Origin of the sequence: Paenibacillus sp. P3E (assembly GCF_001909045.1) — a bacterium.
Lineage (GTDB): Bacteria > Bacillota > Bacilli > Paenibacillales > Paenibacillaceae > Paenibacillus_AQ > Paenibacillus_AQ helianthi.
The window spans coordinates 1-13,267 of the sequence record NZ_LVWH01000204.1 but is presented as its reverse complement, the minus strand read 5'-3'; the positions used below and the strand labels follow the sequence as shown (position 1 = coordinate 13,267).

At 54.7% G+C, this 13,267-nt stretch carries 8 protein-coding genes and 1 pseudogene; 3 read left to right on the top strand and 6 right to left on the bottom strand.

The window, feature by feature from the left end:
* Nucleotides 1-5 precede the first annotated feature (5 nt).
* Both A3842_RS25490 and A3842_RS25485 read right to left on the bottom strand, forming a co-directional pair.
* Complete coding sequence (locus A3842_RS25490) at nucleotides 6-1,823, bottom strand: sensor histidine kinase (RefSeq protein WP_074103168.1); 1,818 nt, start codon at nucleotides 1,821-1,823, stop codon at nucleotides 6-8.
* Nucleotides 1,816-3,492 carry a response regulator gene (locus tag A3842_RS25485; protein WP_256701860.1) on the bottom strand — a complete coding sequence of 559 codons (1,677 nt, stop codon included), beginning with the start codon at nucleotides 3,490-3,492 and terminating at the stop codon, nucleotides 1,816-1,818. Before A3842_RS25485 ends, A3842_RS25490 begins: the two co-directional genes overlap by 8 nt.
* 181 nt (nucleotides 3,493-3,673) lie before the next feature.
* Here A3842_RS25485 and A3842_RS25480 point away from each other — a divergent pair, with 181 nt between their 5' ends.
* From A3842_RS25480 to A3842_RS25470, 3 genes are all read left to right on the top strand, one after another.
* On the top strand, nucleotides 3,674-6,478 hold the full coding sequence (locus tag A3842_RS25480; RefSeq protein WP_074103167.1) for an alpha-mannosidase: 2,805 nt from the start codon (nucleotides 3,674-3,676) through the stop codon (nucleotides 6,476-6,478).
* Between the two features lie 67 nt (nucleotides 6,479-6,545).
* Nucleotides 6,546-7,769 (top strand): enolase C-terminal domain-like protein, encoded by a 1,224-nt coding sequence (locus A3842_RS25475; RefSeq protein ID WP_074103166.1) that lies wholly within the window; start codon nucleotides 6,546-6,548, stop codon nucleotides 7,767-7,769.
* Nucleotides 7,770-7,807: 38 nt separating this feature from the next.
* Entirely contained in the window at nucleotides 7,808-8,644 is an 837-nt protein-coding gene (locus tag A3842_RS25470; protein WP_074103165.1) for an NAD-dependent epimerase/dehydratase family protein, read from the top strand.
* A gap of 315 nt (nucleotides 8,645-8,959) precedes the next feature.
* Here A3842_RS25470 and A3842_RS33050 read toward each other — a convergent pair whose 3' ends face one another.
* The 4 genes and pseudogenes from A3842_RS33050 to A3842_RS25450 all read right to left on the bottom strand — a co-directional run.
* A complete protein-coding gene (locus A3842_RS33050) occupies nucleotides 8,960-9,751 on the bottom strand; it encodes a family 43 glycosylhydrolase (protein ID WP_074103164.1) in 792 nt (263 codons plus the stop codon).
* Nucleotides 9,696-10,283 carry a family 43 glycosylhydrolase gene (locus tag A3842_RS33045; protein ID WP_074103163.1) on the bottom strand — a complete coding sequence of 196 codons (588 nt, stop codon included), beginning with the start codon at nucleotides 10,281-10,283 and terminating at the stop codon, nucleotides 9,696-9,698. The genes A3842_RS33050 and A3842_RS33045 overlap by 56 nt, the downstream gene beginning before the upstream one ends.
* 212 nt (nucleotides 10,284-10,495) lie before the next feature.
* Complete coding sequence (locus A3842_RS25455; RefSeq protein WP_083609731.1) at nucleotides 10,496-12,184, bottom strand: carbohydrate-binding protein; 1,689 nt, start codon at nucleotides 12,182-12,184, stop codon at nucleotides 10,496-10,498.
* A gap of 453 nt (nucleotides 12,185-12,637) precedes the next feature.
* Nucleotides 12,638-12,841: pseudogene (locus A3842_RS25450) on the bottom strand (hypothetical protein); the annotation flags it as partial.
* Nucleotides 12,842-13,267: the final 426 nt, after the last annotated feature.

Genomic DNA, 13,267 nt, shown 5'->3' with positions numbered 1-13,267 from the left:
GATCCTTACGGCTCTTGAGCCGCAGCCGAGTCCTCTCTAGCGGAGCCGGATTCCTCTTGTTTCATCACCGGGTGGCGTAGCGCGATCTTCGTGCCGTATGCAGGATCGGATTCGATCTGCAGACGGTAAGCATCCCCGAAATACAGCCGCAGACGTTCATTGACGTTCCTGAGGCCTACTCCCTTGCCGCCGGTGGATTGAGCGGATTCCTCCTTGATATCCCGGTTCAGCTTGTCCAGCGTCTCCAGCGGAATGCCCTTACCGTTGTCGATGATATCGATGACGATATCCTCCTTCTCGCGGCGGGCAGACACGAGGATTTTCCCTTGTTCGAAATTGTCGCGGATGCTGTGCTGAATGGCATTCTCCACAAGCGGCTGCAGTAAGAGCCGCAGTAACGGCAGCTGCTGCAGCTCCGGTTCGATGGCATATAAGATTCGGATCGTTTGGCCCATCCGCGCTTGTTCAATCTGAACGTAGGCCTGGAGCTGCTCGATCTCACGCCGCAATGTCGTAATTTCCTTGCCCTGATTCAGGCTGAGCCGCAACAGATTGCCAAGTGCCGCAACCATCTCGCTGATATCGCTGCGGCCGTGTGTCTCCGCCTTCCAGCGGATCGATTCCAGCGTATTGTACAGGAAATGTGGATTGATCTGGTGGCTGAGCACCTGAAATTCCAGTTCTTTTTTCTTCCACTCGGAGCGTGAAGCTTCTTCAATCAGGGTTTCGATTTGCGTGGTCAGACTGATGAAGCCACGGTACAGCCAGCCGACCTCGTCATTGCGCCTCGACCATACCGAGTGGTGGCGAAACTGTCCCTTCTCCACCTTGCGCATCAGCTGTACGAGCCGGACGACCGGCTGGGTGAAATGAACAGTGAAATAAATGACCACGCCAATGCTGCAGAGAAGATAGATCACCAGAAAAATCAGCATGACCCTGTTGATCTCGTCGATGGTGCCGGTCAATTCACTGAGAGGCGACAAGCTGACCAGATACCAGGAGCGGCTGTCCAGCTTCAGGCTGGAAGCTAGATATTTCTGACCTCCAATGCTGATCGTCCGCGAGATCTCCGTACCACGAGTCAGATTGTAGAACCTGCCCGCCATCTCCGGCTGTCCCGTCCATTCATTGGCGGTGGAGTCATAGAGGACGCTTCCATCCTCATTCAAGAGCAGCAGCTTTTGCCCTTTAATGTTCCCCGAGGGAGAAAAATAGCGCGCCAGCTGATCCTCCGAAACATCAGCGGCAATAATGCCCCGCGGCTGACGGTCATACAGACCCGTAAAACGCTTGGTATAGGTCAGGAGAGGCTTGGCATAGTGCCCGCTGCTCGGCATCGACAAATGCCAGGCCGGACTGATCGAAGAACGGGCCTCGCGGAACCACCCCTCTCTGGCGGCAAGGTTCGGCTCACCGATCGTATTCATATAGTCTGTATAGGCCGCGGGAACGATGGGGTATATATGCACCCGGAATGTATCGATCGTAAGCGACTGATTGCTAAGCAGCGTCAGCATATTGACCGTAAACAGTTCGCCTTCCTCCCAGCCCGCGGGCGGAGTCTTCAGCAGATCCTGCAGCTGCTTGTTCCCGATCAGATCATTCATCTGACCGTTCAACTGCGTCAAGTACACCTCGAAGCTTTTACGCGCCTGGATCAGAAAGCTGTGGGAAACCGACGTATTGGCGTTGGAGATGCCCTCAATCGCCTTGACATGGGTATAATAGGCGAACAAAAGAAACGGAACGATCAGAATCGCAAAGAAGATCAGGATTACCTTGTTGCGGAGCGAGCCCAGCGCAATCCGTGCCTTACTCATCAGCGATACCCTGCAGCCTGCGGAATTCTTTCGGCGTCCAGCCCGTCTGTTTTTTGAACAGCTTGGTAAAATGAACCGGATCCTTGTAGCCAACCAGCGAGGAAATATGGTAGATCTTATATTTCACTTCACCTAGCATCTTCTTGGCGTTCTCCATCCGCACCTCTGTCAAGTATTCTAGAAACGTCTGGCGTTTCTCCTTCTTGAACAGCTTGCTGAGCCATACTGGCGTTACATGCACCTCAGACGCAACACTTTGCAGGGTAAGGTTGTCTGCATAGTGCTGCAGAATATATTTCTCCGCCTCCTGGATAATCTGTCCGGGCGAAGAAGCCAGCTCGGCAAAATCGCGTGACATTTCCAGGAGGCAGAGCTCCGCCTGTCCGTGCAGCGATTCTAGCGTGTCATAGCGCTCCAGCCGATCCCATAGAATCATCGGATTGCGCTGCCACCCCTGCTCGCTCCAGCCGAGCTGAGCCGCCTTCTTGAAGATACCGAGCAGCCACTCGAAGATATGCTGCTGGATATCCTTGATCTGGCAGAGTGACCAAGATTGGACCAATTCGTAGAACCGGTTCATCGCCGCCTGAATATCGGCCTCGGTGCCGTAACGGATCAGGTCCAGCACTTCATCGGGATTCGTAATCGGTGGATTTTCCTGCTCGGATTCCTGTTCCCAGCCAACGCTAGTCAGCAGACGGTCCCCCCCGTAAATCGCTTTCTGCTCCAGAATCTCCTCCGCTTCGGCATATCTGGCATGCAGCTCGGAAATCGCGCCGGGAATGGTGCACAGTGCAGCACTTGCCTTCACCTTGACGAAGGCATGAATGCGCTCGATGCACAAATTGCCTAGCTCCTCGATCCGCGCGGTGCCATTTCCCTTGGAGCAACTCAGCACGGCGACCCAGCGCTGCTTCGAATCCTCGGACAGTACAAAAGGCTCGGGGTAATCCTCCTCCAGCGTCTGCTTCACCACATTGCCGATGCCGAACAGAATCAGCTCCTTCTCCCGGCGGAGCCCCTCCCGGTTCTCCACCGATTTCAGATCGTCGGCTTCAAATAGCAGAACCACGGAAGGCCCGCCGGCGATCCAATCGGTCTGAAGGGTCCGCAGCCGGTGGAGAATCCGTGTTTCCCGGTAGGGATCGTAATCATGCTCCAGAATTTCCCGCAGCAGCTCTCCGCGGATTTTGGGCAGTGCGCTGTGTACCTGGTCATTGAGCAGCTGCCGGTTTTTTCGGTCAGTTCTCTCCTGCTCCAGTTTTGAAATCGCTCGTCCCAGGACTTCCCCGAGCTCGGTTGTGTTAATCGGCTTCAAGATATAATCCATCGCCCCCAGCTTCATCGCCTGCCTGACCATTTCGAAGTCATCATAGCCGCTGATCACAATCGCTTTCCAGTCATCCAGCAGTTCTCCTCTGAGCGCCCCGATCAGTTCCAGCCCGGACATGCGCTTCATGCGGATATCGGTCACGATCAGATCAGGCTGCCGGGCCAGCGCCAGCTCCAGTGCCGTATCGCCATCATCGGCGGTTAAAACGCTTTCAATTCCATAGGCCGACCAGGGAAAACCCGTGCGCAGCCCCTCCCGGATTTCCAGTTCATCATCCACTATAAGTGCCAGCAATAATGCCCACCGTCCCATGCTGCATATTTCGTTGATTAACATTTGTCATCCGGCGAAAGCCGATGCCTTTATTTTAGCCTCCATCTACCCGACTGAACAAGCAATACCTGGTGATAAGCCAATAATTCCCGCTAAAGTTTGCGATCGTCTCCTTGTTCGCCCCTTCTGCCCTTTCTACAATGAGGGATGTATATCCGAAACCCCACAGAAAAGAGGCTCCCCCATGAAAGCCAATAAGCAAACTGTTCATATCATCTCCCACACGCACTGGGATCGGGAATGGTATATGCCGTATGAAGCCCACCATGTCCGCTTGATTGAAACGATGAATACGCTGCTGGAAACCTTCGAACGCGACCCGGATTTCCGAAGCTTCTATCTGGATGGACAGACGATCGTATTTGAAGATTATCTACAGGTCCATCCCGAGAAAAAAGAACGCCTGCAGCAGCTCAGCCGTGAAGGCAAGCTGGCCGCTGGTCCCTGGTACGTGCTGCAGGACGAATTCCTGACCAGCAGCGAAGCCAATATCCGCAATCTGCAGATTGGCCTGCGCGATGCGCAGGAAATAGGTACAGTCTCAAAGCTCGGGTACTTTCCCGATTCCTTCGGCAACATGGGGCAGGCGGCACAGATTCTCCGCCAAGCCGGAATCAGGACTGCTGTGTTCGGCCGGGGCGTTAAGGCGACCGGGTTCAATAATCAGGTCGGGGAGAGCGAGCACCTGGAATCTCCTTTCTCCGAGCTCATCTGGAAATCACCGGATGGCTCCGAGGTTCTTGGCATCCTGTTCGCCAACTGGTACAACAATGGCATGGAGATCCCGGTGGGTCCCGCAGAAGCCGCTGTCTACTGGGATCAACGGCTGGAGCGGGCCTCCCGTTACGCCTCCACACCACATCTACTGCTGATGAACGGCTGCGATCACCAGCCCGTTCAGCAGAATCTGTCCGATGCGCTCCGTACCGCCCGAGAGCTGTATCCGGAGATTGAGTTCCTGCACTCGGACTATGAGAGCTACATCCGTAGCGTCGGTGCGGAGCTGCCGGAGGCGCTGTCCCACATCCGCGGCGAATTACGCGGCCAGCGCACCGACGGCTGGTACTCGCTGGTGAATACAGCTTCGGCGCGCGTGTGGGTCAAGCAGCTGAACCAGCAGGCGCAGACGCTGCTGGAGAAGACAGCCGAGCCGCTGGCCGCCATTGCGCATACACTGGGCTCCCCTTATCCACATGCGCTTTTCCGCTATGCCTGGAAAACGCTGATGCAGAACCATCCGCATGACAGCATTTGCGGCTGCAGCGTGGACGAAGTGTACCGCGAAATGAACATTCGGTTTGCCAAAAGCATGGAGGTCGGCCGGAATCTGGCCCATTCCAGCGCAGATTATATCGCTTCGCGCATCGACACCTCTGTCTTTTCCGCCCATGGGGTGAATGCTGTGCCATTCACCGTGTACAATACCAGCGGCTACGGCGAATCGCGGGTGGTGTCGCTGGAGCTGGAGTGGAGCCATCGCTATTTCAAACAAAGTGAAAGCCCGGTCGAAATCGCCGAAGAGGTCCAGCGCCGCTCCCATGCCATGGGAACACTTATCGACTCGGATGGCAAGGCTCTGCCTGCAGAGATCACAGATTTGGGTGTGCGCTTCGGCTACGATCTGCCGGACGATAAATTCAGACAGCCGTATATGGCGCGGGCGCTCCGCATTACCTTTGAAGCAGAGGAACTGCCAGGAATGGGGTACCGCTCCTTTGCCTGGATTCCTGATGATGGGGCCTTGGCTGGAAACGGCACAGAAGGAACTGGAACTTCGCCGGGTGCTAGCCTCGGTGCAGCAGGAGCGAATAAGGCTTCAGCTCCTAAAGAGATCAGCACCGCCTCATTGGCGGTGTCCGCGAATACGCTGGAGAACGCTTGGTTGCGGGTGTGCGCAGAAACGGACGGAAGCCTGACGCTCATCGACAAGCGGAGCGGTGAGACGTATGCAGGCCTCGGAGTATACGAAGATGTCGGCGATATCGGCAATGAGTACATTTTCTATCAGCCGCTTCAGGACACTCCGATCATAACGGCCGGACTTCCGGCTGAAATCACGCTTGTGGAAGATACGCCGTGGCGGGCAACACTGGAGATTGTGCATCACTTGCCAATCCCCGCAGCGGCGGACGAACGGCTTGCGGAGGAAATGCGCGTGATGGTGCCTTTCAACGAACGTCTCGCCAGCCGTTCCGCCAACACTGTACCGCTAAAGATCGTAACCCGGGTCAGTCTGGAGCGCTCAGGCAAAGGAGTGAAGGTGACTGCTTCCTTCGATAACCAGGCCTGCGACCACCGGCTCCGCTCGCTGTTCCCTGCCGGCATCGATGTTGGTGTGCATTACGCCGATTCGATCTTTGAGGTTGCCGAACGCCAGACGGTACCGGCACCGGAATGGAAGAACCCCAGCTACTGCCACCACATGCAGACGTTTGTGGATGTGCACGGTCCGAACCGGGGGCTTGTGATCGCAGGCAAGGGGCTGAACGAATATGAAGTGCTTCAGGACGGCCAGGGCACGATTGCCGTTACGCTGCTCCGTTCTGTGGGAGAGCTGGGAGATTGGGGAGTGTTCCCGACACCGGAAGCTCAATGCCTTGGCCCTTGCAAAGCCGAGTGGATGATCATTCCGCATGGCGGCGAGGCTGACAGGTTCGAAGCTTACCGGGAGGCTTACACATTTCCCGTTCCGGCATTCACCGCCGCTACGGGACTGCACAGCGGAGAGCTGCCTCCAGACGAAAGCTTTCTGCAATGGTCTGGAGAGCGGCTAGCCTTCTCCAGCCTCAAAATCGCCGAAAGCAGCGGTCATCCCGTTATCCGCTGGTACAATCTCTCGGCGGAGGAAACCGCCTTGAGCCTGCAGCCGGAAGCTGCGGCTTATGTGACTGACATCCTGGAGGAAGCCACCGCTGCTCCAGTGGGAGCTGCCCTTCCTGTTCAAGGCTATAAGATCGTAACCGTAGGTATTCCCGGTGCTATACGCTAAGAGAATCGCGTAGCTGTGAGCTGCAGACGGAATAAATCCACCCATTCATCAGGAAGGAAGGTTGATTATGGCCAAAATCAAAGCCATCCGCTGCATCCGCACCAGAGTTGACGGAAGCTGGACCATCGTCCAGATCATTACGGACTGTGACGGGCTGTACGGCCTCGGCTCCGCTTCCGACTTGTATAACCCGGAAGCTGTGGTGCAAGTCATTGAGCAGCTGTTCGCCCCGCTGCTGATCGGCCGGGATACCGCCCATATCGAGGATCTGTGGCAGACCATGCAGCACAGTGCCTACTGGCGGAACGGCTCGGTTACACAAACAGCGATTGGCGGCATTGACTTGGCGCTGTGGGATATTCTCGGCAAGGAGGCTGGACTGCCGGTTCACCGTCTGCTGGGCGGGCCGGTCAGGTCGGCGGTTCCCTGCTATGGCCATGCCACAGGGAATTCCATCAACGAATTGAAGGAGGATGTCCAGCGTTATCTGGAAGAGGGCTATTCGGTGATCCGCTGCCAGCTGGGCGGCTACGGCGGCGGTGGCTTCCGGCAAGGCGAGCGGAACCGCCTGCCGGAGCCCTCCTGGATCCAAGACAGAGCCTTCGATGAACAGACCTATCTGCAGGCTGTGCCCGCCATGTTCGAAGAGCTTCGGGTCGAATTCGGCAGCGACATCGGGTTCACGCATGATGTGCATGAGCATCTGTCGCCGATCGCAGCGATCCAACTGGCCAAGTCACTGGAGCCGTATTCACTGTTCTTCCTGGAGGATGCTCTGCCGCCCGAACAGCTCGGCTGGTACCGCCAGCTGCGCGCCCAGAGCTCAACGCCCCAGGCTGTTGGCGAGCTGTTCACGAACCCGCAGGAATGGCTGCCGCTGGTTCAGGAGCGGCTGATTGATTTCCTGCGCGTGAGGGTCTCCAAGGCAGGCGGGATCAGCGCCTGCCGCAAAATCGCAGCAGTCTGCGAAGCCTTCGGCGTGCGGACAGCCTGGCAGGAAGGCGGAGAGAACGATCCCGTCAACCAAGCCGCAGCCGTCCACCTGGACCTGGCCGCCTGGAACTTCGGCATTCAGGAAATCAATCATTTCCGGGAAGAGGAGCTGGAGGCATTTCCGGGGCATATCCGGCGCTCCGGCGGGTATTTATATCCCCAGGAAAAGCCGGGACTCGGCATTGAGCTCGATGAGGCGAAAGCAAAGCTGCTTATTGGCGCCGACTGGAAATCAGCGGCCTATTATCATCCCTATCCTCTGGACCGCAAGGCGGACGGCACATTGGTCCGCCCCTGACTTCCGGGGGCTTCCAAACCCTTAAGGAGGTTCAACCTATGGAAACCATAGCCGTAACAGGCGGCAGCGGCAAGCTGGGTTCAGCGGTAATCCAGACGCTTCAGCTAGCCGGATACCGCGTTGTATCACTCGACCGCCGCAAATCCGGGGAGCTGTCCTGCCGCCAGCTGATCGTCGATTTAAGCGACCTGGGGCAACTTGCAGGTGCGCTGCAGGGTGCAGACGCAGTCGTACACCTGGCCGCAATTCCGGCACCGTTGCTGTACCCGCCGGCCCATATTTTTGCCAATAACGCACTCTCCGGTTATAACGTTCTGGAAGCTGCAGGACTGCTGGGTATCCGCAGGGTTGTATTGGGCTCCAGTGAATCCTCCTACGGCTTCGCCTGGGCGCCGCAGCCCTTTTCCCCGGAATATGTACCAGTAGATGAGCTGCATCCGCAACAGCCTCAGGAATGCTACGGCCTGTCCAAAGTGGTGAATGAAACCGCCGCCGCCATGTTCAACCGCAGAGGGGGGATGAAGGCGGTATCCCTGCGTTTCTCTACCGTTATGACCGAAGCCGAGTATGCCGCTGTCGATCCTGCGCAGCCCGAGAGGTTCAAAAAAACGTTATGGAGTTATATTGACATCCGGGACGCGGCAGGTGCCTGCCTTGCGTCACTAAAGCATGCAGACCATGCGGCCGACAATCTCAATATTACGGCTGATGATACGTTGAGTGATTGGCCCACGGAACGTCTGCTGAATCATTACTACCCCGATGTGCACGATCGCCGCAGCAGCTTTGAAGGCCGGGAAGCGATCGTCAGCAACCGGCTTGCGAAGGAAACGCTGCATTGGCAGCCCCGATATTCATGGATGGAGGGGCGTTAGCCGCTCCGTTGACAGTTGTATAAGCCTGTATACTAGCAAAATAAAGACCCGCGAGGAGAGCACTGCGGCTCAGCCGCTTCTCCTCGCGGGTCTTCATTGTTCATGCAGCGTAAGATAAGTCTAGATCTTCGCCAGTCTGCCGGCTCAGTTGGCTCCTTACAAAGATTGTATTCACGTCTCTGCCTGTAACAGTCATTTTTTATCCTATTCTGCTCAGAGACTTCCTCGCTTCTACTCTCCGATAGAGACAGCATGGAATTGAAAGCCCTGTCGTGCTCAAATTCCTCTCTGTTCCTTTCACCTGGATATTGACCTTCAATCTCCCAGCGGACTGACCGTCATACTGCCGATACGGATATCCCCTTTGCCGCCTGTCCAGGTAATGAGGTTGCCGCTGCCCGCTTCCAGTTGAACTGTAAGCCCGGTACAGCCGGTAAATGCCGTGTTTTCTCCGGTTGAAGGCGCATTAAGCAACGAGTAGTCTTTGCCGTTAACCGTAAGCTGCAGCTTAGCGAGAGGCTCTGCCGTAGCGTATTGCAGCCGGATTTCCGCCCGTCCACCCTTCGCACCACCGTCCACATCACGGAATCGGCAGTGGGCGTTTGCGACATTCAGACCGGAAACGACGCTTTTCCCCTCTTCATAAGCTTCAATGACCGCTCCACCGCCAGCCGTGCTGTCCGCTGCTTGATAAGTCTTCGTCTCCGGATTTGGAAGCGGTGTTTCCCCTACTGGCTTCACGCCTTCCCGGGTCTGCACTACCGTCCGAATCGTTCCATCATCATTGAAATACAACTCGTCGATACACACGCTCCGAAGCGTTCCTTCTCCCGAAAGCTCCTGGTTGTGATAGAACAAATACCACTGGCCCTTAAATTCTGCCACGGAGCCATGGGTCGTCAAACAGCCGGTAGGCTCAAGAAAAATTCCCCGGTACGTCCACGGGCCTAGTGGATGATCACTGGTGGCATACCGCATGTGGTTGTTGTCTTCCAGATTATCCGCATAGGTCAGGTAGTAGATGCCGTTTCTTTTAAATACCCAGGCCGCTTCATGAAAATCCTCCAGCTCTTCCATTTCCCTCATGCTGCCCTTGATCGACATCATATCCTCGTTCAATTCTCCTGTCTCGCATTTTCCGCCCCCCCTTATACATATAGGCACGGTTGTCCTCATCAACGAACACAGCCGGATCAATCATGGCAAAACCGCCAAGACCCGGAATATACCCTTGATCTGTGAACCCGCGAGCCGGCTCACTGCTGGCGGCAACACCGATTTTCCAGGTACTGTTCCAATCCGAGCCACTTGGATGCGGATAATAGAAATAATAGGTGCCGTTCTTATATGCACAGTCCGGCGCCCACATGAACCCGCCTTCGGGTCTGCCCCATTTCACATCCTCCGAGCCCAGAATTTCCCCCTCGTCCCGGCAGTTCACCATATCCCCGGACGAAAATACGTGATATCTGTCCATCAGATCACAGCCTCTGGCCGGGTCGACATCATGGGAGGCAAAAATGTACACTCTACCGTCTTCCCACACATGCGCCGAGGGATCAGCGGTATAAATACTCGTAATTACAGGGTTCATCGACGTTGTTTTACGGCAGTCTGCCGAAATGCTTTTATTTCTCATGTTTATAAGATCCTCCTGCGGTATTTGGAATAATTTAAGTTTCATGCCTGCTGCCCAAGCAGAAACGGCTACGCCGTCCTCAAAAAAGGACGGAATCCGTTTCAGCGAGAAATATAAGGATAATTAAAGCGCGAAGCATATAAAGTTTTATGTTTTGAAAAAGCCTTCGAGAGACCCATGGCCCCGCGAAGGCTGTGAAGATACAAGCCTGATTACTGATGACTCGTGGGATGATTCACCGTCAGCGGAATCTGGTTTTTGAATAACCGGTTGATATCCCCCGCCAGACGAAGATAAAAGTCAGAGGATACCGTAACGCCATCTGCGTTCAGGGTCAGGAAATACTGATTTGTAGGAATCATCGAGCTGTTTTCCGCCCCTTTGGCAATGGCTGTTCCCTCGTCGAATTCGTCGAACATCGCGATATAACCGGTACTGATGCCGGAGCTCTTGATATTATAGGCCTGCCTCCACATGAAGTCGCCATGTGCGCGGGGAATCTGATTCTGCGGGCCACCGGTCATGTTAGACCAGGAAAACCCCGGAAAGATCACCGGCTGATAGGCGATGCCGTTCTGCTCGGTCAAGGTAAAGTCCGGCTGCAGCACGTTCGTCTTGAAGCTGTCGGCCTCCGTCAGATTTCCAAAGCGTCCAACATACCACGGAGAAATCATATCCAGCGATTTGTAGACATCTAGGAAGCCGGACTTGGAGTCATTGTTGCCCGTTCTCCAATAGGTGGGCACTCCGCCGATCACGTAAATACCCTGATTTTTGAACCAGCTGATCAGTTCGGCAGATTCGGCTGCGGTGCCCGGGCGGTCGGTAAAACCGATGCCCCATAGACAGACGACTGTTTTACCGTTCTGCTTCGCATAGGCTGAAGAAGAAGGCAGCTGCATGGCATTCACGACGTTTGTCGTCCAATCATGCTTGACCGCGTTCACCCAGTTGCCCGCGTTCATTCCGGAAATGTCGTACATCACATAAAATTTGCGGTTATAGGCTTCCGCCGCGCTTTTAACCTTGACGGCAACACTGTCGCGGTTCGTCTTCCAGCCGTTTGGTGTGTCACTTTCATCGGCGCCGAACCGCTGCAGTGCAGCCCCGTCAATATTGTAGCTTTGCATCCACTCAAAATGCTTGTTCACTGTCTCCTGATCATACGAGGAAAACAGCTTTGCCGGAGATCCGTTGCCGAGATTGGCCAGGCTGGTCTGATACAGCTTGGAATAATCCCGGATATCGGGATATAGCTCGTAATTCACATTGCTGTTCGCCATGGGCGCACTGCCGTTCTTGGACCAGTGTACCCAGCCCCCATTCGGTGAGCCGTCCTCGGCTGCATTGAACCAGCCCTGATAGCCTGCAAAAAGCTTGCCGACAACATCCCCTCCGGAGGACGGCGCATTGAATTTGAACCAGAGCACATTAAACAAATTGCCGGCCCCTCCGGTAAACTTAAGATAAAGCGTATGGACTCCGTTTACTGTACTGATCGGGGCAGACTTTGTCTGCCACGACTGCCATCCTCCGGTCCCTGCAACCAGAACGGTTCCCAACAGCGTTCCGGTGGCACTGTCTAGACGTACTTCAACGTTTCCGCCGCTGTTATTGCTCGCAACTCTTACGTCGATTGAAGCGGCACCGCTGCCAAATTCCACATTGTTAAAGGCAATATAATCCCCGTTGTCTATAAAAGCTACGTTCTGGCCGCCTTCACTGGATGCCTCAAGCTGGATTCCGGATTGGCTGCTGTAGCCGGAAGCGGCCGTCTGGTTAAAAGCCGATGCAGCCGACACAGCAGCAGGAGACAACGGTATGCTGACCGCCAGAGTCAATAAAGCCACACTCATCCATACGATAAAGCGTTGTCTTTTTTTTCGTGCGGACCTGATCATAAGATACCCTCCAATTTATAGTTCGCCGCTGCTGCAGACCGGCCGAAAGAAGACTGTACATTGTACAATGTGCTAATGGAATCATGCTGTTATCCGCCCGTTTGCGGCCTCGGTTCCACCTCTCTTTCCGCCGCTTTGGCGATGATTGACTTCCCTTAGCATACCTCACGGGAGCGATGGGTCACCATAAGGCGATATTAAATTAAACAGGGCATTACAAACGTAAATACAACGCGCGCAAAGGACTCACAAAGTAGGGCTTTGGCTTCGAAGCTTACTCAGGTACTTGGCAGGGGGCCCCGAAAACATATAAAAAAAGCCATCCCAGACTTGGCAAGAAACCCTTGCCGCGAGATGGCTCTAAAAATTTCATTCTGAGTAACTTCAGTAAATAACAGTTTCCATCATGAGACAGCTCAATGAAGTTTGCTTATTGAAATTAGCTTAATGAAGTTAAGCATAATGATGACAGTAAAGCTTTGGACAATAGCCTGTTTTATAGCCCAGCCAGCGCTTGAACATATGCTTCGTGGTCTGCTTGTTAATTTCGGTGATAGAGGTGGTGAGCGGAATGCCTTTCAAGCAGGCGCGCACACAGTTCTGCGAGTTGCCGCAGCCGTCGATGCCGCCGTCTTCCATCAGTGCTTCCTGGCGTTCGTATAACCTTTTGTTGTGCGGTAAATTCGGTTGGCGAACCAAATTTATTGTAACATTTGGAGGGATTTTTTTGATACATCGCTGAAAGCTCTCCTGGACCATACGCATACCGTATGGTTTTCTTTTCACAGTAGGGTAAGACGAGGGATTACTCCCTCGGACTCCCCGTCAAACCGTGCATGCGGATTTCCCGCACACGGCTTTCCTTCGTCAGTTCCCCATCTTCAGGAGTGAGTTTCCTTCATCCGTCGCCGGATTGCTTATTTCACTCCTGAATTAGGAACGTGTGGTGAGTAAGCTTGTTAGAAATACCATTCCGGCTGATTCCAGTACTTTGTTTGGTATCAGCCGGTTTGACACCGTAGATCTCTTTTTGCGCATAAAGGCTCGCACCCTCATTCGCGTCCATTGATCCAGACGTTCAAA